The following is a 19,755-nucleotide window of genomic DNA, read 5'->3' as shown; positions in this document are numbered from 1 at the left end:
GTCGACACGACAGGACCAATCCATGACCGCAACCCTTACCGACCAGCCCACATCACCGGCGTCCGTAAAGGCTTTCGCCCTTGAACACCTGGCCGCCGGAGCGCTTCAGCGCGCCCATGAGCCCAGCTTCCCTTGGGCCGTCGCCGAACTTCTCGGAAAACAGCGCCTCCTGGGCATGACCATCGCCGCCGAAGACGGTGGAGGCGGGCTCATGCTCTCCGACGCCGTAGCCGCCATCAGGGAGGTCGCCATGATCTGCCCCAAGAGCGCCGACGTCCTGCAGGCAGGAAACTTCGGAGCCATCAGAACCTTCGCCGAGTTCGGAACCCCCGATCAGAAAAACAGGTACCTCCCCGACCTGCTGGCCGGCAAGGCACTGATCTCGCTGGCCATGAGCGAAGCCCAGGCCGGCTCAGCAGCGACAGAGCTTCAAACCACGGCGACCGAGGACGGCGACTCCTATCTGATCGACGGAACGAAACTGTGGTCCACCCACAGCGTCGACGCCACCCTTTTCCTGGTCTACGTCCGCTTCGGCCCCGGGACGAGCAACATCGGCTCCGTACTGATCGAACGCGGAACGCCCGGGTTCACGATTGGTGAACCATCATCATTCATGAGCGGCGAGGTCTGGGCCGAACTCACCTTCCGTAACTGCCGGATACCCCGCGAGAACGTGCTGCTGGGGCCCGGTGGCTTCAAAAAGCAGATGTCAGGATTCAACGTAGAACGGATCGGCAACGCATCCCGGTCCCTGGCCCTCGGACGACTGGCGTTCGAAGCAGCCAAGGAGCACATGGCACAGCGGACACAGTTCGGCCGCCCACTGGCCGAATTCCAAGGCCTGCAATGGAAACTCGTCAACGCCGCCGTGGCCCTGGACGCCGCCGAAGGCCTCCTCGACCGTGCGGTTAACAACGCCAGTGCCGGGTTCCCTTCCGCCTACGAAACCTCAGTCGCAAAGCTCGCGGCGAACGAAGCGGGTTTCCTTGCCGCCAATGAGGCGATGCAGGTCATGGGAGCGACAGGCTTCAGCACCGGAACGTTGGTGGAATACTGCGTCCGGCGCACCCGCGGCTGGATGATCGCCGGAGGCTCCACTGAAGTCCTCAAAAACCGGATCGCCGAGGAGATCTTCGGCCGGCGATTCAGCCAGCGCCGGTGAGCGCCGCAGCCTTGGGGACCGCGACAGCTGCCCCCAAAACAGTGGATGGCGGTCCCGTAGTCTATGAGGCAGATGGTGACGTTGCCCTTCTCATCATTGACAACCCACCGGTGAACGCCAGCACAGCGCAAGTGCGGGCGGGACTGCTGGCGGGAATACGAGCGGCGTCAGCGGACCAGTCAATCCAGGCCATCGTCCTCATCGGGGCGCACCGTAATTTCATCAGCGGATCTGACCTTAAGGAATTCTCAGGACCCCTGCCGGCCCCGGAGCTGCCCACAGTGATCGCCGCGATCGAGGAGTGCGAAAAACCGGTGGTCGCGGCCTTGTCGGGAGCCACCCTGGGAGGCGGCTTCGAACTCGCACTCGGTTGTGACGGCCGGATTGCCTTGGCCGGGGGAGTTATCGGCCTGCCCGAGATCACCCTGGGCATGATCCCGGGAGCGGGCGGCACCCAACGCACCATGCGCTTGGTTGGCCCCTCCAGGACACTTCACCTGGTGACCTCAGGGGAACGGGTTCCCGTGCTCGACGCCCTCGATGAGGGACTCGTGGACGAAGTTGTTCCCGCTTCACTGCGCAGCGAAGCGATACGCTTCGCCCGTTCCTTGCAGAATAAGCGGATCCTTCGCCTGCTGCCGGTGGTGGAGGAAGCCGCCGGAGCGCTGGAAGCCACCGCCCGGTCGGTCCTGGCCCGTTCCGGGGCACGCCCTCATGTCGTCGCCGCCGTCGGGGCGGTGTTTGCAGGCACCAGTGTGTCCCCCCGACAGGCTTTCCTGCATGAGAGGGCAGAGTTCAACCGCTTGCGCTGCGGCGTCGAATCAGGCGCCTTGAGGCACCTGTTCTTTGCCCGCAGGGCGGCCGAAAAGGCTAACCGGCCGCACCACGCGACGAAGCTCGACAGCGTCGGTGTCGTGGGGGCGGGAACCATGGGTACCGGCATCGCCCGGGCCTTCGCCGAGGCGAACATCGCCGTTACGGTCATCGACCAGGACCAGGCAGCTGCGGCCGCGGCTCTGCAGCGGATCTCGGACGACTACGACCGCCTAACGGCCCTTGGAAAGCTGACGTCCGCTGGTGCTGCCCAAAGGATGGGCATGCTCTCCGCCTCCGGGTCGCTGGCGGACCTGGCCGGCGTGGATCTCGTCATCGAGGCGGTCTTCGAAGACGCCGCCATCAAGAAGGCGGTGTTGCAGGACCTTGAGGCGGTGGTACGGGCCGACGTGCCCCTGGCAACGAACACTTCCTATCTGGACATCGACGAACTGTCCTCTGTCCTTCACGATCCGGGCAGGGTCGTGGGCATGCACTTTTTCAGTCCAGCCCATCGAACCCCCGTGCTGGAAGTAATCCGCGGCGCCCACTCAGCTCCGGCGATGGTGGATGTCGCCCTGGCCGCCGCCCGTGCACTGAACAAACTGCCCCTGGTCGCCGGCGTCTGCGACGGTTTCATCGGCAACAGGATATTCAGCGCCTATAGACGACAATGTGAACTCATGCTCGAAGAGGGGGCCCTGCCCGCCCAAATCGACAACGCCCTGGAGTCGTTTGGCTTTGCCATGGGCCCTTTCGCGGTGGCGGACATGTCCGGGTTGGATGTCGCCTGGAGAATGCGCCAGAGCAAGGTAGCGTTCCGGGACAAACAGGAACGGTATCCCGACGTGGCCGACACTCTGTGTGAGCTGGGACGGTTCGGACAAAAAACCCGCAAGGGCTGGTACCGATACGAGGACGGATCACGCGTCCCCATCCCCGACCCGGAAGTCGAGTCGCTCATTTTGAGGTCATCGGCCGCCAAAAACATCCAGCGACGCAGCTTCACGGCCGAAGAAATCATCCGCCGATGCCTCACAGCCATGACCAACGAAGCCGCTCTGCTGATGGAAGAGGGCATCGCCGAGCGGCCCATCGACATCGACCTGCTCCTGACCCTTGGCTACGGCTTCCCCAAACACGAAGGCGGGATCACCTACTGGGCCGGCCGCCAGGATCCACAAAAACTCGGGCGCGAGCTGGAAGCGCTCGAGTCCATATCAGGGCCCGGGTTCAGGAAAGGGGATGTCAGGGCGCTCCAGAACCGGACCTGAGCAGTAACTACCCGGAGCACCGACGCACCGCACCAGCCCACAACAGCAGCCCCGACAGGTTTGTCCTGTCGGGGCTGCTGTTGTGGGTCGGCAAAGCGTCAGTCCGCCGTAGACACGCCCTCCTCATACACCCGGCCACTACCCCTCCAGGACGCGGGCCACTTGGGATCTTTGGCAGTTTTCAGGGCACTCCCTGGGGCGGGCAGCCACCACGAGCCTGGCGTGTGCCAAAGAGCCTCCGCCGCGCCCTTCGCCTGTGTGCCGGGGCGCATCGCGGCTGGCGTGGAGATTTCCTCCAGATCGGGTCCGCTTCTGGACTCAAGTTGTCCCGTGCTGGGTGCGATGCCGGGCCGGATCGCACCTTTGGGCGGGACACGCTTGTCGGAGCACGGTGCGCGGACAGCAATGATCCCCGGTGCCTGAAGGCGCCGGGGATCATTGCTGCCGTTGGCTCGTGCTGTCGAGCTTGTTGGACTGCCGAGCGGTCAGGCCCGGGTTGTGGACTGGAGTTCGAGGGGGAGTGCCTCGCCGGCCTGATCGGTCTTGCGCCGGACGAGGGCATCCAGAGCGGATATTCCGCCGCCGACGGGTGCCACTGAGACCGGGTTGATTTCGGCTTCCAGAACATCCGGGTCGTTGACGGCCAGGTTGGATACGGCAACGATGGTCTTCGCCAGGGCTTCCACGTCGCCAGGGGTGGATCCGCGGTATCCGTCCAGGACCCGGAGGCCTTTGACTTCCTGGATCATTTCGCGTGCTGTTTCGAGCGTGACGGGGGCGAGCCGGACTGCTGAATCGGCGAAGAGTTCGGCCAGGACGCCGCCGGTTGAGAGCACGACGACCGGTCCCACGTCCTGGCTGATTTTGTAGCCGACCAAGGCCTCGGCGACACCCTTATCAGCCATCTTCTGCACCAACACTCGATCCAACGCCAGCTCCGGATGATGCGTGGCCACGTTTGCTGCGATCGTCTGCCCGGCAACGCGGATACCGGCCAGATCGGGAACGTTGAGGATGACGCCACCAACGTCGCTCTTATGCGCGAGTTTGTCCGAGAGTGCCTTGACGACGACCGGGAAGTCGAACGGGATCTCGATCGGGCCATCCAGAGCGGCAAGGGAGAGAGCGACGGAAGGATATGCGGGGACTCCTTGACGTTGAAGGACTGCGGCCGAGGCCATCTCGTCCAAAGTGGTCCCTGGCGTGGATGGGTCGATGGCGAACCGCGCGCCTTCGCCGATGGTCGTGACCCGCCGTCCGAAGGCCGCTGCGATCACGTCGGCGCATGATTCCGGTGTACGGAAGGCCGGCACCCCTGACCTGATGAGCAGCTCGGCTGCGGCAGGGGCTTCCGGAAGCGCGAAAGCTACCAGGGGGACATGGTGTCCACCCCGCTCTGCGATGGCCTGGACGGCGAGCTCGGGGTTGAGCCGGGCCGACGATCCAATGACAAACAGAATCAGGTCAAATTCCCCGCTGTCCTGCATCAGCTGCAGAGCATTGGTGACGATCTCATGCTTGGCACCGGCCAAACCCAGGTCGGCAATCAGGCTGTGCGGCACCGGCGCGCCGGCCGCAGTCATGTCCGCGATCAGTTTGCTGCTGGGCCCCGCAATGGTCATACCGCGTACGGCCAGCTGGTCCACCAGGATCGCCGCCCCGCCGCCGGTGGTCGTCACGACACCAATGCGGGGTTCCTGCCGGTGGGCCGTGGCGGCGACCTTCTGCAGCAGGGCCGGCGCCTCGATCAGGCCCTCAAAGTGATTGACCCTTGCGAACCCGCAGGCATCGAAGAATGCCTGCGATTCGCTGTCCTCGCCGGCCAGCGCACCCGTGTGCGACACGGACAAGGCCGCGGCCTCTTCTGAACGGCCCAACTTGTAAACGACGACCGGTTTTCCGGCCCTGTGGGCGGCCTGGGCAAAGGAGGCAAGTTCCTCCGAATGCCGCAGGGACTCAAGGAATAGTGCGTAGGAGGTAATTCCGGGGTCATCGAGGGTCGATTCGCAGATCCTGCCAAGGGACAGGTCAGCTTCGCCGCCTGTGGAGACAAGTCCTGCGAACCCGATGCCCCGGCCGCGTGCCCGGCTGACCAGCGCGCCGATGACACTGCCGGACTGGGAGGCGACGAAGATGCCCCCGGTTGGGGTGCCTGGTTCCCCGAACGCCGCGTTGCCGGTGAGCATCAGTCCGTTGCGGGGGTTGACGACGCCGAGGCTGCTGGGGCCCACCAGCCGCACGTCACCGGTGGCCGCAGCTGCCCGCAGGCGGTCCTCACGCTCACGGCCGGCCTCGCCATCTTCGGCGAAACCGGATGACAGCACCGTCGCCACCTTCACGCCGATCCGGGCGCATTCACGCACACACTCGATGGCCGCCTCAGCCCCGGTCATGATGTAAACGTGCTCCGGCACTTCCGGAAGCGCGGAAAGACTGGGCCACGCCTTCGCGCCCTGGACAGTCTCGCGCCTCGGGTTGATGAAATACGCATTTCCTGCGTATCCCGCCTGAGCCAGGAATTGCTGTGGTCGTGCCGTGGTCTTCTTCGGATCATCCGATGCCCCCACAATGGCGACGCTGCGCGGATTCAATAGGGGACCGGCGAGCCCTGACTCTTTCACGTCCTGCATGTTCACTACTCCTGTACGGGTTGGGCAGCCCCCGGAACTCATCATCAAGCCCCGGCGATACGTCTGCACTCCTGATGGCTAACCGTGAGGAACTCTGCGATCAAGACAGTTGTCATTGAACCGGCCTCATGTGATGATCATTACATACTCTATAGAGTAGCGTCTACAGAGTTACGGCGATCAATGGTGATGGAAGGAACCCGAATGGAAGTCTGGGGCGATGATCTGTCGGAGGAGGGTGTCATCAACGACCAGCCGCTCCTGGAAAGGCTCGCCGTCGCTGCTGGGGATGGGGACAACTTCTGCGGTTGGCCGCCGGAAGGGTTCCGGGGCCGGCTTTTCGGCGGCCATCTTGTAGCCCAGACCATCCTCGCCGCTGCAGGCACGGTAGAGGAGGGCCGCAGCGTGAACTCGCTGCATGTCTATTTCCTGGCACCAGGAACCCAGGAATCAGAGCTCACCTACTGTGTGGAGCGGGTGCGCGATGGGCGGACCTTCTCTGTGAGGAGCGTGCGGGCAAGCCAGGGTGGCCGGCTACTGATTCATGCCAGCCTCTCATTCACCACAGACGGTTCCACCGAGGGAGCCCTGTCAGCGGCCATGCCCGTCGTTCCTCCACCGGACCGTCTGCGGCCCCTGCACGATCGGGTACAGGACCAAAGCGCCAGCCCTGCAGGGTTCAACTGGCCCGCACGCCGGCACTGGTGGACGGCGTCCCGGCCCTTGGACATCCGGTACGTGGACGACGCGGAGTTACCGGACCGTTCCCTGCGGTGCTTCTGGTTCCGCGCCATGCCAGCCGCGGGTGCGACCCAGAACGAGCAGCGCGCAGTGCTCGCATTCGCATCCGACCGATCCTTGCTGCCTGCAGTCACCAAGGCGCGGCTTGAGACGCTTCCTGGAGCGGGGGTCCGCGTGGCAAGCGTCGACCATGCCCTCTGGTTCCACGGGAACGTCTCGGCGGGGGAGTGGTACCTCTACGCCCAGGAAAGCCCCTTCAGTACCCCCGGACTCGGCACCGTACGAGGCCTGATCTTCCATGCCGATGGAGATCTCGTTGCGTCCGTGGCCCAACAAGGAGTCTTCTCACTTCCGGGCGCCGCCGGCTTCCGGGATCCGCAGTACCAGCTAACTGGAAAGGAATAGCCCCATGTATCTCGAACTTACTCCCGAAGAAGTGTCCTTCCGTGACAGGGTGCGATCGTTTGCCCGGGACCGGCTCGCCCCGACAGCGCTCGAGCGGGCCCACGAACCGCATTACCCGTGGGAGACGGCAAAGCTGCTCGCCGATGAGGGTCTGCTGGGCCTGACCGTGCCAAAAGCCGATGGTGGCCAGGGGGCCTCGCTGATGGAGGCAGTGATCGCCATCCAGGAAATCGGGATGGCTTGCCCGAAAAGCGCGGATGTCGTCCAGGCCGGAAATTTCGGGGCGCTCCGGACGTTCGCCGAATACGCTTCCGAGGAGCAGAAGGCGCGCTACCTGCCGGACCTGTTGTCGGGGCAGAGCCTGCTCGCACTCGGGATGAGCGAACCCGACGCAGGCTCCGCGATCACCGACCTGCAGACCACTGCGCGGCAGGAGGGTGACGAGTACGTCCTCAACGGTGCCAAATGCTGGTCCGGCTACAGCGCGGACGCGCCGTTGTTCCTGGTGTACGTCCGCTTCGGACCCGGGGTGGGCGGGATCGGTTCCGTGCTCGTGGAACGGGACACTCCCGGCTTTGATGTGGGCGAACCCTCCGCCTACATGAGCGGAGAACTCTGGGCGCCCCTGACCTTCACCGAATGCCGCATTCCCGCCTCGAATGTGCTTCTGGGGCCCGGTGGGTTCAAGCGGCAGATCAGTGGATTCAATGTCGAGCGGATTGGCAACGCCTCGCGGTCCCTGGCTCTTGGCCGGCTGGCCTTTGAGCTCGCACGGGATCATGTTGCCCAACGCGAGCAATTCGGTCGGCCTCTGATGGAATTCCAAGGGCTGCAGTGGAAGTTCGCCGAAATGACCGTCGCCCTGGACGGGGCTCAACTCCTCCTGGAACGGGCCGTTCGCAACGCCGCCGACGGCCTGCCCTCCGCCTACGACACGGCGGTGGCCAAGCTGGCTGCCAACGAGGCAGGCTTCCGCGTCGCAAATGACGCGATGCAGGCCATGGGGGCGCTGGGCTTCAGTTCCCTGACGCTGATGGAATACTGCGTGCGCCGTACGCGCGGCTGGATGATCGCCGGCGGATCCACGGAGATCCTCAAAAACAGGGTGGCTGAACATGTCTTCGGCCGCCGCTTCGACCAGCGACCCTCACGCTGACCCTTGCGATGAACAGCAGAATCCCCTGGGTGACCGGTTCGTCACCCAGGGGATTCTGCTGGCTTTAACAGTCTCGGTGACGCTGCAGGGTCCTCTGACCCTGCAGCGTCACCTTCCGGCGGTGGTTAGTCGCAGCGGGCGGTCATGCCTCCGTCGACGACCAGCTCTGTTCCGGTGACGAAACGTGCTTCGTCCGAGGCCAGGAAGAGTGCCGCGTAGGCTGTGTCGCGGCCGTCACCGGTGAAGGCCAGGGGAATTCGTGACTGCCGCTGGGCGAGCAGCTTGTCGACATCGCCTCCGGCGCGCTGCCCGGCCAGACGTGCTTCGACCATGGGTGTGTGCAGCTGTCCGGGAACAACAGTGTTGACGCGGATGTTGTCCGGCGCATACTGGACTGCTGTCACCCGGGAGAAGGAGATGACACCGGCTTTGGAGGAAGCGTAGGCCACCTGGGGAGAACCGGTCCATCGGGTGCCCGAGGTTGAGGCGATGTTCACGATGGCGCCTCCGCCGGCGGCAATCATGTGCGGGATCGCTTCATGGCTTGTCCGGTAGACGCTGGTGAGGTTGAAATCGAGTTGGCGGGTCCATTCTTCTTCGGTGATTTCTGCAGCGCCGCCGCGGCGGGAGCCACCGACGACGTTGACCAGGATGTCGACCCGGCCGAACTGGTCGATGCAGGCCTGAACCATTGCCTTCACGGACGAGGTGTCGGTGACGTCGCAGAGGTGGCCTTCGACGGTGTTTCCTTCGGAGCGGATCAGCTCCAGCGTCGGGTCAAGTGCTTCCTGGCTGATGTCCGCTGCGAACACCTTGGCACCTTCGGCGGCGAAGATCGCAGCGCAGGCGCGCCCGTTTCCCCATCCCGGTCCGACGCTTCCCGCTCCAACGATCAGAGCAACTTTGCCTTGCAGACGTCCTGTCATTACTTCTCCTCTATTGGGGTGTAGGGGTTGGACCAGCCCGCGGGCGGCCGCTGGCCAGTCTTGTACATCTTGAAAATGCGGCGGGACCGCGATGTCACGTCGGACATCACCTGCTCCCGCCATCTGGTCGACGTCGCCTTTTTCCACAGTCCTGTGTCGCAGGCTGCGGGGTCGTCGATGTCGTGAATGGTCAGGATCCGCTCCCCGGCGCCTTGGACCAGCCGGAACTGCCGGATCCGCCGCCAGCCTGGTATCTGCAGAAGCAGCGGAATGTGTTCGGTCCGATACCAATCGAGCAAGCCATCCTCTGCCTGGGACGTGAGCCCCACGATGACCTGATACTGGGGTTCGCCCTCCAGGGGACCGGTTTCGTAGTCCAGTGAGTAGATGCGGCGGTCCAGTGTGGCGAGATTTTCCACGATGCTTTGCTCGTGCGGCGTTCGCCGTGCGCGCAGAGCGGAGTATCGGTCGGTGCCCAAAAAGGCCAACTCCACATCGTAGTTAGCCAGCCAACCAGGCCGCAGCCCATCGGCCGCTTCGAAGCGGTGTGCATTCTCGAATTCCGGGAACTGGAGCCTGAGTGGGATATGTTCCTGCTCGTACCAGTCATGGAACCGTTGTAGCGGCACCTGACCAGGGTCGGAGTACACGGCAAGCAGTCCATCACTCATCGTGTTCGGCCTCCGCCCGGGGTCCCGGGAGCCTGATCATCTGTAGGTAAACTGCAGGACATACCCTGCGTCGACGCTGTATTCACGTCGAGGGATCGAGAAGAGGAGGAGAGCGAATGTCCCGCGAGAATCCGGACGTCATCGACTCCGTTGAGAAGGCGTTCCGACTGGTTCAGGTCTTCTCCCATGATCACCCGTCCCTGTCTGTGACCGAGGCTGCCGAGCTGTCCGGGCTGACCCGGCCGACCGCGCGCCGGATCCTTCTCACCTGCGTCAACCTCGGTTTTGCCGAAACCGATGGACGTTATTTCCGGCTCACCCCCAAGGTGCTCCGCCTGGGTTTCGCCTACCTGTCCGCGCTGCCGTACTGGGAGACTGCCCAGCCGCACATGCGTCGCCTCGCGAGCCTGCTCAACGAGTCCTGCTCGATGGCGACCCTGGACGGAAACGACATCGTCTACCTCACGCGCGTGCCGGGCAACCGGAGCATGGTGACAACACTCAACACCGGCTCGCGGCTGCCGGCTTACGCAACATCGATGGGCAAAATACTGCTGGCCTACCTGTCCCCTCAAGAGCTGGACAGGTACCTGGCCGAAGTGGCCCTGGTCCGGCTGACGCCCACAACCATTACGGATCCCGACAAGCTGAGGGCCGAATTGGCTCTTGCAAAGGAACGCGGATACGCCACCGCAGATGGCGAGCGTGAGGAGGGCATCCGCTCGGCGGCCGCGCCCGTTTTCGCCAGGGGAGGGCATGTGGTGGCCGCGGTCAATGTTTCCGCCAACGCTGCCCGGGTAACGCAGCAGCAGCTTGTCACTGACTACGTTCCGGCGCTGGTCAGCACCGCGCAACAGATTTCCTCGGAAATCGGCGTTACGGTACTTCATTAGGGGAGAAATCAAAGCAGCGGGTCGGATTCGTCACCAGGAGCTGCTCCAGCTCGGCGGGCGAGTCGGTAATCTGGGCCAGGGTGTTCACTAGGTCGCCGTCGTTGGGCATGAACCCGTGGGTGTTCGGATGCGGGAAGTCTGTTCCCCACACGCAGCGGTCCGGCCGGGACTTGAAAAGTTCCCGTGCCAACTCGATGGCGTCGTCCATGCCAGGGGTCTTTTTTGAGATCCTGTCGGCCCCGCTGAGCTTGACCCAAACGTCGTCGCCGGCGAGGAGGTCCTTCAGGACTCGACGCTCGGGTTGCTCGCGGCCGTCGCTGATGTCGAACCGGCCCATGTGGTCGAAGATGATCCTCAGCGGGATCTCGTCGATGCGGTCGACGAAATCGAGCAGCGCCGACCCGGTCACGTGGACGGCGAGGTGCCAATTGAAGGGTCCTATTAGATCAACGATCCTGGCAATCTCGTCCCTGCTTGGCGGCTGGCCCAGGTGGGCTGCGAAGTGGATTCTGGCCCCGCGCATACCGGCGTCATGCCATTTCTCGATGTCGGCCGAGGTTGTGGTCGGACCGACCAGGGCTACTCCCCGGTACCGCCCTTTGCCGCGCTCCAGGGCGTCCAGGACGACTGAGTGGTCTGCGCCGTGGCAGGCGGACTGGACGATGACGGCACGGTCGAAGCCAAGAAAAGAGTGCAGGGACTGCAGGTCCTCCAATGGCACGTCTTCGGGAGTGAATGTCCGTTCCGGCGCAAACGGGAAGCGGCTGTGTGGACCGAAGACGTGGACATGGGAATCGCAGCTTCCCGCCGGCAGCGAGAGCCGCGGGCGGCGTGGGCTGCGGTCCGGGCCCGGTGTGGTTACAGTCAGGGTGTGCATGTGCTGATTCTTCCGCTCACGCATTGGGGGACAGGACCGGCTCGCGGTCCGAGGCTTCGACCCCGAGCGCAACCAGGAACCGCGAAACCATGTTGTATGAGGCGACAGTTGCGGTGAGTTCGACGATTTCTGATTCCGAGTACCACGTCCTCAACCGCTCGAACGTTGCTTCGGTAACAGAGATGTTCCGGGTCATTTCGTCGGTGTAGGCGATGACGGCGTCGAATTCGGCGTTGCCTGTCCCGGACGGAGATTCTTCCCGGAGCTGTTCAAGCACGGACTCGTCGAGCCCGAAACGGATGCCCAGGTCCACATGGGCTGCCCACTCGTACTCAGCGTTGTTGAGCACGGCGACGCGGAGAATGATTAGTTCGCGGACATCGTCGCGGATGGAGAACTGCTGGCGGACGGCTCCGAGGAGCGAGTTCCACCCAGCGGCCAGCGCGTCGTTGTGAGAGAGGAGCTTGTCGAGAGGGGTGAGGATTCCGCCACGGCGGTTGCGGATTCGTTCCGCGGTGGCGTCGCTGGGAAGGGCGTAGGAGAGGCGTGGCATGTTATCTACTTACTGTTCTGTGGGCAGGTTAGTGGTGGGACGTGGGGGCTGACGCGAGCCGGTGCCGACCATCGATGGTGGAGTCCTGCGACTGTTCACGGTCATCGGCGGCAGGGTGCGCCGCAACGGGCAGGACAGGCTGGACAAGGGGGGCTTCGTGGCCGCGCATGATGCGCAGGGCGCGGGGAGCGTCGAGTTCCTTTTCCCAGGCGCTGACGACGAGGCTTCCCATCATTTGGCCGGCCAGGCTGACCAGGCCGCGCATGGTGGACATGAAGCGGTCCACGCCCAGCAGCAGCATGATGCCGACGACCGGTACGGTCCCCGTGGAGGAGAGGGTAGCGGCGAGGATGACGAAGCCTGCGCCGGCCACGCCTGCGCTGCCCTTGGACGTCAGCATGAACACCGCGAGCAGCCCGATCTGCTGCCAAATCGACAGCTCGATATCGAACGCCTGTGCAATGTACAGGGACGCGAAGCCGGAATAGAGGCAGACGCCGTCGCCGTTGAATGCGTATCCCGACGGCACGACCAGGCCGACGATGGGCTTGGGGCAGCCAACAGCTTCAAGCTTCCTCATCAACTGCGGCATGACCGCTTCGTAGTTTGAGGTGCCGAGCGTGATAAGGATTTCGTCCTTGAAATAGCGGTACACCGAGAGGATGCGAAGACCGCAGATCCGGGCGACAATTCCGAACGCCACCAAAGCGAATGCAATACCGGTCGCCCAGAACAGCAGGACCACAGAACCGAGGCTGAGCAGTGTTGCCATGCCGAACTTGCCGGTCGTGTAGGCCATGGCCCCGAAGGCTCCGAGCGGTGCCAAGTACATGATCAGCTTGATGATGCCAAAGATGACCGAATTCAAGGTTGTGATTCCGGCGATGATGCCCTCGCCCTTGGCCCCAAGCATCTTCACAGCCACTGCAAACAGCACAGCCAGCAGAAGTACCTGCAGGACGTTGCCTTCGGTGAAGGCGCCCACGAAGCTGCGCGGAATGATGTTGACGATGAAGTCGTACCAGTTTTGGTGCTGGCCGGTGCTGACGTAGCCCTGGGCGGCGTCGTTGAGCTTCAGCTCGGCGGCTTTGGCGTGGATTCCGGCCCCCGGCTTCACCACATTCATCACGACAAGGCCCAAGGCCAGCGCCAAGGTTGTCATGATTTCGAAGTAGCCAAGTGCCTTGACCCCAATGCGGCCGACGGAAGTGAGCTTGCCCGCCCCGGCTACCCCGGTCACGATCGTGCAGAAAATTACGGGCGCAATCAGCATCTGGATCAGCTGGATGAACCCCGTACCTACCGGGGCAAGCCCGGCTCCGAACGTCGGGAACAAGAACCCGACGAGAGCGCCAAGGACGATGGCCACGGCGACCGTTATGTAGAGGCGCGGCCCGAAGGCTGACCTGAGGAATGCTTGCATGCGATCCACTCCATTATGAATCTTGTACGACTGGCGTACGAATGTTTGTCTGGCGTACAAAATGTTGTCACTATCACATTGAGGTGTCAACCCGGCCCCGCGCCCTTTTTTCCATTGACGGAGGCTGACCGGGCTCTTAGGCTTGTACGTCAGAAGAACTTTTGTACGTATCCCGTACTTCTCTCGCCCTTTGGTACCCTCCCAGCGACGGCAGAACCGACGCACGCAAGGATGCCGCTGTGGGCATGCCTTGGGACTGATCAGTCCATCCCCTGGCCCACTTCGCTAAATAACTTCAGGAGAAAACGATGAACCAGGCTTTTGTGTACGACGCCGTGCGCACCCCGTTCGGCAAGTTCGGCTCCGGCCTTGCCGCGGTCCGTCCGGATGACTTGGCCGCGCACGTGATCAAGGAATCGGTGCGGCGTGCCCCGGGACTTGATCCGGAGCGGATGGATGAGGTGGTGTTCGGCAACGCGAACGGTGCCGGTGAGGAGAACCGCAACATCGCCCGGATGGGCACCCTGCTTGCCGGGCTGCCGGTGTCGATCCCGGGGACCACGGTGAACCGGCTCTGTGGCTCCTCCCTGGACGCGGCGATCATTGCGTCCCGCCAGATCAACGCCGGCGATGCCGACCTCATTCTGGTGGGCGGCGCGGAGTCGATGTCCCGTGCACCCTGGGTGCTGCCCAAGACGGAGAAGCCCTACCCGGCTGGGGACATGACGCTCGCGTCCACCACGCTGGGCTGGCGCCTGGTGAACAAGGCCATGCCCAAGGAATGGACCATCTCCCTGGGCGAGGCCACCGAGCGGCTCCGCGAAAAGTACGGGGTCACCCGTGAAGCGCAGGACGAGTTCGCCGCCGCATCGCACAACCTGTCCGCCGCCGCCTGGGACGAAGGGTTCTACGACAACCTGGTGGCCCCGGTCCCTGGCACGGATCTGGTGCGGGATGAAGGCATCCGGGCGGGTTCGTCGGCGGAGAAGCTCGCCGGGCTCAAGACCGTATTCCGGACCGAGAACGGCACCGTCACCGCCGGCAACGCATCCCCCTTGTCCGACGGCGCCTCCGCCGCCTGGGTGGGATCCGAGGCTGCCGCGGGGCTGCTCGGACTCGACCCCCTGGCACGGATCGCCGGGCGCGGCGCCCACGCGAACGACCCCCAGTACTTCGGCTACGCACCCGTGGAGGCGGCGAACAAGGCCCTCGCGAAGGCGGGCATCGGCTGGGACCAGGTGGGCGCCGTCGAACTTAACGAGGCCTTCGCCGCGCAGTCCCTGGCCTGCATTAACGCCTGGGGCATCGACCCCTCGATCGTCAACCGGCACGGCGGGGCCATCGCCATGGGCCACCCACTGGGCGCTTCCGGGACCCGGATCCTGGGCACCCTGGCCCGGTCCCTGCAGGCCTCCGGTGAGCGCTGGGGCGTGGCCGCGATCTGCATCGGCGTCGGCCAGGGCCTGGCCGTGGTCCTCGAAAACGTCACTTCCGGAAAGGACCAGTAATGCTGAACTTCGTCGATACCGTCCAGGACGCCGTCGCCGGCATCCGGGACGGCTCCACCGTGATGATCGGTGGGTTCGGCAACGCCGGGCAGCCGTTCGAACTGATCGACGCGCTGCTCGAATGCGGGGCCAGCGACCTGACCGTGGTGAACAACAACGCCGGCCAGGGCGACCAGGGCCTGGCGCTGCTGATCAAGGAGGGGCGGGTGCGGAAGATGATCTGTTCATTCCCGCGGCAGTCCGATTCCTGGCACTTCGATGCCAAGTACAAGGCCGGCGAAATCGAGCTCGAACTCGTCCCGCAGGGCAACCTGGCCGAGCGGATCCGCGCCGCCGGGGCGGGGATCGGCGGGTTCTTCACGCCCACCGGGTACGGCACCATGCTCGCCGAGGGCAAGGAAACCCGCTTCCTGGACGGCAAATGGCAGGTCTTCGAGACCCCCATCCACGCCGACGTCGCCCTGATCAAGGCCCTGAAGGCCGACGGCAAGGGCAACCTGGTGTACCGCAAGACCGCCCGGAACTTCGGCCCCATCATGGCCGCGGCCGCGAAGCACACCATCGCCCAGGTCTCCGAGATCGTCCCGATCGGCGGGCTGGATCCGGAGAACGTGGTCACCCCGGGAATCTACGTCAACAGCATCGTCACAGTTGCCGGCAGCGGCAGCACAGCAGGAAAGGCGGCCTGACGTGAGCGTGCAGTCCAACGAAACGTCCCTCCAGACCTCGGCGATGCCGCTGGGCCGCGATGACCTGGCCAAACTGGTGGCCAGGGACATCGCGCCCGGGTCCTTCGTGAACCTGGGCATCGGCCAGCCCACCCTGGTGTCGAACTACCTCACCGAGGAACAGGACATCACGCTCCACACGGAGAACGGCATGCTGGGCATGGGCCCGGAAGCTGTGGGTGACCAGATCGACGGCGACCTCATCAACGCCGGCAAGATCCCCGTCACCGAACTCCCGGGTGCGTCCTACTTCCACCACGCCGACTCGTTCGCGATCATGCGCGGCGGGCACCTGGACATCTGCGTCCTGGGCGCCTTCCAGGTCTCCGCCACCGGTGACCTCGCCAACTGGCACACCGGCGCACCCGGGGCGATCCCCGCTGTCGGCGGCGCCATGGACCTCGCCACCGGCGCCAAGGACGTCTTCGTCATGATGACCCTCCTGACCCGGGAAGGCGCCTCGAAGATCGTGGACGCCTGCACCTACCCGATCACCGGCGTCGGCTGCGTCACCCGCGTCTACACAGACAAGGCCGTCTTCCTCACCGGCCCGGACGGCGTCAGCGTCCGCGAAACCTTCGGCTGCACCCTCGAAGAACTCCAGGAACTGGTCCCCGTCCCGCTCAAGGCCACGCCGCCAGACGTATTCGCGTAGGGACTTCGCCATGGACGATGACAAACACGTTCGAGGGGAGCGAACCATGAAAAACGGACTCACTCAGGCTGAAATCGAGTTTGTAGAGCTGCTGACCTCCGGAGACACGGTTGAAGTATTCAACAGCCGGAGCATTTTGCTATACAGAGGCGTGGTTGAGGAGGCAGCGCCGGCGCTCGGGGTCGCTTGGATTCGCACCGAATCAGCTGAACGGCGAATGTTCGACGTCCGGGAGCACCTTGTCCGGAAACTTCCGGGGCCTGACGTCTTCTACTCCATACCGTTGCCGTGAGTCCGATTGACCCTCCAGCAGGCCGCCCGATGTTTCGTTCTGCCATCGCAGTCTGAGCACCAGCCGATGCAGTCATGTACCGACACGAAACAGCGGCAGGGTTACCGTCTAATGACTGTGGGACTGAAGGGCGTGGCCGTAATTGCGCCCGCAGTTGACCTGTTCAGGACGGCACGGTCTTGCCGGTGTCCTAACAAACTTCTTGGCACGGAAGTCCTCCTCCCTACTAACGGCGGCGCCCCTTAGCACGACAAAGCCAGCAATAGCCGCCGAGTTCTGGTCCCACTTCCAGGACATGTACCGCAGGCCCAGGACATGTACCGCAGGCCGCCGAGGAAGAAAGGTCCCCCATGGAATCCTCAGACATATCATTCCGCACTCGGAAGTGGGTGCGACCCGAAGACTTGAATGCTAACGGAACATTGTTCGGGGGGAGTCTTCTCAAATGGATCGATGAAGAAGCTGCCATCTATGCCATCCTCCAGCTCGGCAATGGCAGGGCAGTGACGAAGTACATTTCAGAGATCAATTTTGTCAGTTCCGCCTTGCAAGGCGACCTCATCGAAATGGGGTTGACGGCCACGAAATTCGGTCGAACCTCGCTAACCATGCGTGCGGAAGTCCGAAACATGATTACACGGCGGAGCATCCTGACCATCGAGGAAATTGTCTTCGTCAATCTAAGCAGTGAAGGCAAGCCCGAGCCGCACGGCTTCAGGGAAATCACTTACGACAGAGACCGCATACCGACACACCATCTAACAGAAAACCCTGAGTCCAGCGCCTCTAAAAACACCGGCGGCAAGCTCACTTACTGATCCGTAACGTCTATCGGGTCGCATTCCCAGGTGTTCATCACGTGGGGTTCGGCGCTGAAGTGAAGGGCCGGTCAGCGGCTATTTGACCGGAGTTCCACCATGACATGGGCCGGACGACCTGCATGACCCTGCAACCAAGTTGCTGAAGCACCCCATTCTGCGTCTAACTGCAGCCGGACCGGAACGCCGATAATGGAGATTCCGTCAACCTAGCGAGCGGCAGATGAGGCACCGCCGTGCACGGTTACTTGCGCTTCGCCAACCTCCTTGTTCCAGGCCTCTTGGATGGGGACGGAAGGATTCGTCGATATGAGCGCAGCTGCGGGTCACAAACTAACTCGTGAAGTGACCTCTTGCGAACGCGCAATAGTTGCGTAAAAATAAAAGAACGGTGCTCGGGTGGGGATCGCCACGTCAAGCCAAAACTTTGCACTGTCATGTCGGCTCTACCCGAGCAAGTCCTGCTCGTTCCGCCCGGCGGCGGAAAGCGGGCCCGATGGGTCCGCGGGAGAGCAATCGCTTTACTGGGGGACGCGGTCTGATCTGCCATATCGCGAAGGAGCATTTCCAATGGCACAGAACGTTAAAACTACGGCGGTGGGCAATGCGCGGTGGAAGCGGTTGATTCCCGTCGCCATCGTTGTCTACATCATCTCGTTCATGGACAGGACGAATATTGGGTTCGCGCTAAACGGACTTCATCAGGACCTGGGTATCGACGCCGCCCAGCAGGGCCTGGCTGCTGGGATCTTCTTCATCGGCTATCTCGTCCTGCAAATTCCGGGCGGCTACCTCGCCGAGCATTGGAGTGCGAAGAAGTTCGTCGGAATCATGGTGCTCATCTGGGGCGTCCTGGCCGTCCTTTCCGGCTTCATCCAGGACTTCACGCAGCTGCTCGTGGTGCGCTTTTTCCTGGGCGTGGCCGAGGCGGGAATCTGGCCGGCGATCCTTGTTCTGATCAGCCACTGGTTCCCCACTGCGGAGCGGGCGCGGGCCTACGCGTTCTGGATGATGAATATTGCCATCGCTTCGATCATTACGGCGCCCCTTTCCGGATGGATACTCTCCTTCTCGGACTGGCGGTGGCTGTTCATCATTGAGGGCATTTTCCCGTTCGTTATCGCCGCACCCCTGTGGTGGGCCCTGATCGCTGACCATCCACGCGAGGCGGCATGGTGCTCCGTCCAGGAGCGGGAGTACATCGAGAGGGGACTTGCTGCTGACGCAAAGGCACATCCTCAGCAGGAGAAGCTGGGCCTGCGCCATGTCATGTCCAACACGGTGGTGTGGCGGCTGACGCTGGTGTACTTCCTCATCCAGATTGGCTTCTATGGCATCAACATATGGCTCCCGCATGTGATCAAGACGATCACATCCGGGTCCTCTGTGGAGGTGGGGCTGATCACCGCAATTCCATACGTGCTGGCGATGGTCGGTCTCTGGTACAACGCCAAAGCAGCTGACCGTTCGGGCCGTTACTCCACCCACGTGTTGCTGTCGATGGCGGTCGGTGCTGTTGCGTTGGTGGTCTCGGTAGCAACCGGTGACAATGCGCCGTTCCTCGCGGTAACCCTCATCAGCATCGCCGTCGCCGGGGCCTTGGCCTATGACGGCCCCTTCTGGGCTTCAGCGTCCCGTGCGATGCCGGTCGCCGTGGCCGGCACAGCCATGGGGCTGATCAATGCGGTAGGAAATCTCGGCGGATTCGTGGGACCGTACGTTGGTGGTTTTCTGCAGGATGCGACGCACGGCAGTTTCCTGGCCACGTCCATCTTCCTGGCAGGCTGCCTCCTGGCCGCCGGCCTGGTGATGCTGACACTGCGGCGCAGCGGTGACAGGCCGCTGTCAGTCAACCGGTCGCAGGGGGCGCGTTCCGGAGGGCCAGAGGCGCAAACAACCAGGCAGAAGACATCCTGACGGGCGGACATTGCGCCAAAGGCCAACCGGGCGGCCACGAGATGCTTGTCGCCGCCCGGCAGCGGTAGCCACTCCTCACGGACTCACCGGCGACGATGGGCCAGCCGCAAGGTGCGGCATGGCCCACCGTTGCGTCTTGTCGATGTCGCTTCCTGTCGAGGTTGAGAGTCCGTGCGCTTCCGTGCGCCACTCGCATCCATGCAGGCAACGCGGGCTTCCGATCCATCCCTTATTTGAGTTCTCTTTATCATCTGTACCTTCAGTCGCCGTGATCCTGCCGGAGGGGCTAAGTGCAGCGCCGATAGCTTTG

General features: G+C 63.4%; 17 protein-coding genes. 11 read left to right on the top strand and 6 right to left on the bottom strand.

Features of this window, described 5'->3' with window-relative positions:
• Positions 1-22 precede the first annotated feature (22 nt).
• Both MRBLMD1_RS12280 and MRBLMD1_RS12275 read left to right on the top strand, forming a co-directional pair.
• Positions 23-1,165, top strand: a complete 1,143-nt coding sequence (locus MRBLMD1_RS12280) for an acyl-CoA dehydrogenase family protein (protein WP_364399925.1) — start codon at positions 23-25, stop codon at positions 1,163-1,165.
• A complete protein-coding gene (locus tag MRBLMD1_RS12275; protein ID WP_364399922.1) occupies positions 1,162-3,252 on the top strand; it encodes a 3-hydroxyacyl-CoA dehydrogenase NAD-binding domain-containing protein in 2,091 nt (696 codons plus the stop codon). Before MRBLMD1_RS12280 ends, MRBLMD1_RS12275 begins: the two co-directional genes overlap by 4 nt.
• A gap of 485 nt (positions 3,253-3,737) precedes the next feature.
• On the opposite strand, the gene MRBLMD1_RS12270 is transcribed toward MRBLMD1_RS12275, so the two are convergent.
• Positions 3,738-5,882 (bottom strand): acetate--CoA ligase family protein, encoded by a 2,145-nt coding sequence (locus MRBLMD1_RS12270; RefSeq protein ID WP_364399919.1) that lies wholly within the window; start codon positions 5,880-5,882, stop codon positions 3,738-3,740.
• A gap of 204 nt (positions 5,883-6,086) precedes the next feature.
• Here MRBLMD1_RS12270 and MRBLMD1_RS12265 point away from each other — a divergent pair, with 204 nt between their 5' ends.
• Both MRBLMD1_RS12265 and MRBLMD1_RS12260 read left to right on the top strand, forming a co-directional pair.
• A complete protein-coding gene (locus tag MRBLMD1_RS12265) occupies positions 6,087-7,028 on the top strand; it encodes an acyl-CoA thioesterase (protein ID WP_364399916.1) in 942 nt (313 codons plus the stop codon).
• A 4-nt stretch (positions 7,029-7,032) separates the two neighbouring features.
• Entirely contained in the window at positions 7,033-8,184 is a 1,152-nt protein-coding gene (locus MRBLMD1_RS12260; RefSeq protein ID WP_364399913.1) for an acyl-CoA dehydrogenase family protein, read from the top strand.
• A gap of 125 nt (positions 8,185-8,309) precedes the next feature.
• Here the strand turns inward: MRBLMD1_RS12260 and MRBLMD1_RS12255 are convergent, their stop codons facing one another.
• Both MRBLMD1_RS12255 and MRBLMD1_RS12250 read right to left on the bottom strand, forming a co-directional pair.
• A complete protein-coding gene (locus tag MRBLMD1_RS12255) occupies positions 8,310-9,110 on the bottom strand; it encodes an SDR family NAD(P)-dependent oxidoreductase (protein WP_364399910.1) in 801 nt (266 codons plus the stop codon).
• Positions 9,110-9,781 (bottom strand): hypothetical protein, encoded by a 672-nt coding sequence (locus MRBLMD1_RS12250; RefSeq protein ID WP_364399907.1) that lies wholly within the window; start codon positions 9,779-9,781, stop codon positions 9,110-9,112. Before MRBLMD1_RS12250 ends, MRBLMD1_RS12255 begins: the two co-directional genes overlap by 1 nt.
• Before the next feature lie 116 nt (positions 9,782-9,897).
• Between MRBLMD1_RS12250 and MRBLMD1_RS12245 the strand changes: the two genes are divergently transcribed.
• Positions 9,898-10,674: an IclR family transcriptional regulator domain-containing protein gene (locus MRBLMD1_RS12245; protein ID WP_364399904.1), complete on the top strand. Its 777-nt coding sequence runs from the start codon at positions 9,898-9,900 to the stop codon at positions 10,672-10,674.
• Here MRBLMD1_RS12245 and MRBLMD1_RS12240 read toward each other — a convergent pair.
• From MRBLMD1_RS12240 to MRBLMD1_RS12230, 3 genes are read right to left on the bottom strand one after another with little or no spacing between them, the layout of a single operon-like run.
• Complete coding sequence (locus tag MRBLMD1_RS12240; RefSeq protein WP_364399901.1) at positions 10,658-11,551, bottom strand: amidohydrolase family protein; 894 nt, start codon at positions 11,549-11,551, stop codon at positions 10,658-10,660. The genes MRBLMD1_RS12245 and MRBLMD1_RS12240 overlap by 17 nt on opposite strands.
• Before the next feature lie 16 nt (positions 11,552-11,567).
• Positions 11,568-12,104, bottom strand: coding sequence for a carboxymuconolactone decarboxylase family protein (locus MRBLMD1_RS12235; RefSeq protein ID WP_364399898.1), 537 nt, complete (start codon positions 12,102-12,104; stop codon positions 11,568-11,570).
• A 28-nt stretch (positions 12,105-12,132) separates the two neighbouring features.
• Positions 12,133-13,527: a cation:dicarboxylate symporter family transporter gene (locus MRBLMD1_RS12230; RefSeq protein WP_364399895.1), complete on the bottom strand. Its 1,395-nt coding sequence runs from the start codon at positions 13,525-13,527 to the stop codon at positions 12,133-12,135.
• A 308-nt stretch (positions 13,528-13,835) separates the two neighbouring features.
• On the opposite strand from MRBLMD1_RS12230, the gene MRBLMD1_RS12225 reads away from it, so the two are divergent.
• The 6 genes from MRBLMD1_RS12225 to MRBLMD1_RS12200 all read left to right on the top strand — a co-directional run bounded on the left by MRBLMD1_RS12225 (position 13,836) and on the right by MRBLMD1_RS12200 (position 19,445).
• A complete protein-coding gene (locus tag MRBLMD1_RS12225; RefSeq protein WP_364399893.1) occupies positions 13,836-15,035 on the top strand; it encodes a thiolase family protein in 1,200 nt (399 codons plus the stop codon).
• Positions 15,035-15,724: a 3-oxoacid CoA-transferase subunit A gene (locus tag MRBLMD1_RS12220; RefSeq protein ID WP_364399890.1), complete on the top strand. Its 690-nt coding sequence runs from the start codon at positions 15,035-15,037 to the stop codon at positions 15,722-15,724. The genes MRBLMD1_RS12225 and MRBLMD1_RS12220 overlap by 1 nt, the downstream gene beginning before the upstream one ends.
• 43 nt (positions 15,725-15,767) lie before the next feature.
• Positions 15,768-16,418 carry a 3-oxoacid CoA-transferase subunit B gene (locus tag MRBLMD1_RS12215; RefSeq protein WP_414703692.1) on the top strand — a complete coding sequence of 217 codons (651 nt, stop codon included), beginning with the start codon at positions 15,768-15,770 and terminating at the stop codon, positions 16,416-16,418.
• 10 nt (positions 16,419-16,428) lie between these two features.
• A complete protein-coding gene (locus MRBLMD1_RS12210) occupies positions 16,429-16,710 on the top strand; it encodes a hypothetical protein (RefSeq protein ID WP_364399888.1) in 282 nt (93 codons plus the stop codon).
• Positions 16,711-17,060: 350 nt separating this feature from the next.
• Positions 17,061-17,528, top strand: a complete 468-nt coding sequence (locus MRBLMD1_RS12205; protein WP_364399886.1) for an acyl-CoA thioesterase — start codon at positions 17,061-17,063, stop codon at positions 17,526-17,528.
• Positions 17,529-17,927: 399 nt separating this feature from the next.
• Positions 17,928-19,445, top strand: a complete 1,518-nt coding sequence (locus MRBLMD1_RS12200; RefSeq protein WP_364399883.1) for an MFS transporter — start codon at positions 17,928-17,930, stop codon at positions 19,443-19,445.
• Positions 19,446-19,755 lie beyond the last annotated feature (310 nt).

It is taken from the genome of Pseudarthrobacter sp. LMD1-1-1.1, assembly GCF_040676255.1.
GTDB lineage: Bacteria > Actinomycetota > Actinomycetes > Actinomycetales > Micrococcaceae > Arthrobacter.
This window is presented reverse-complemented; position numbering and strand designations above follow the sequence as displayed.

Excerpts from the sequence above, each read along its gene's own strand:
- MRBLMD1_RS12280 (WP_364399925.1), top strand. The coding sequence starts at position 23 with ATGACCGCAACCCTTACCGACCAGCCCACATCACCGGCGTCCGTAAAG.
- MRBLMD1_RS12270 (WP_364399919.1), bottom strand. The coding sequence starts at position 5,882 with ATGCAGGACGTGAAAGAGTCAGGGCTCGCCGGTCCCCTATTGAATCCG.
- MRBLMD1_RS12265 (WP_364399916.1), top strand. The coding sequence starts at position 6,087 with ATGGAAGTCTGGGGCGATGATCTGTCGGAGGAGGGTGTCATCAACGAC.
- MRBLMD1_RS12260 (WP_364399913.1), top strand. The coding sequence starts at position 7,033 with ATGTATCTCGAACTTACTCCCGAAGAAGTGTCCTTCCGTGACAGGGTG.
- MRBLMD1_RS12255 (WP_364399910.1), bottom strand. The coding sequence starts at position 9,110 with ATGACAGGACGTCTGCAAGGCAAAGTTGCTCTGATCGTTGGAGCGGGA.
- MRBLMD1_RS12250 (WP_364399907.1), bottom strand. The coding sequence starts at position 9,781 with ATGAGTGATGGACTGCTTGCCGTGTACTCCGACCCTGGTCAGGTGCCG.
- MRBLMD1_RS12245 (WP_364399904.1), top strand. The coding sequence starts at position 9,898 with ATGTCCCGCGAGAATCCGGACGTCATCGACTCCGTTGAGAAGGCGTTC.
- MRBLMD1_RS12240 (WP_364399901.1), bottom strand. The coding sequence starts at position 11,551 with ATGCACACCCTGACTGTAACCACACCGGGCCCGGACCGCAGCCCACGC.
- MRBLMD1_RS12235 (WP_364399898.1), bottom strand. The coding sequence starts at position 12,104 with ATGCCACGCCTCTCCTACGCCCTTCCCAGCGACGCCACCGCGGAACGA.
- MRBLMD1_RS12230 (WP_364399895.1), bottom strand. The coding sequence starts at position 13,527 with ATGCAAGCATTCCTCAGGTCAGCCTTCGGGCCGCGCCTCTACATAACG.
- MRBLMD1_RS12225 (WP_364399893.1), top strand. The coding sequence starts at position 13,836 with ATGAACCAGGCTTTTGTGTACGACGCCGTGCGCACCCCGTTCGGCAAG.
- MRBLMD1_RS12220 (WP_364399890.1), top strand. The coding sequence starts at position 15,035 with ATGCTGAACTTCGTCGATACCGTCCAGGACGCCGTCGCCGGCATCCGG.
- MRBLMD1_RS12215 (WP_414703692.1), top strand. The coding sequence starts at position 15,768 with ATGCCGCTGGGCCGCGATGACCTGGCCAAACTGGTGGCCAGGGACATC.
- MRBLMD1_RS12210 (WP_364399888.1), top strand. The coding sequence starts at position 16,429 with ATGGACGATGACAAACACGTTCGAGGGGAGCGAACCATGAAAAACGGA.
- MRBLMD1_RS12205 (WP_364399886.1), top strand. The coding sequence starts at position 17,061 with ATGGAATCCTCAGACATATCATTCCGCACTCGGAAGTGGGTGCGACCC.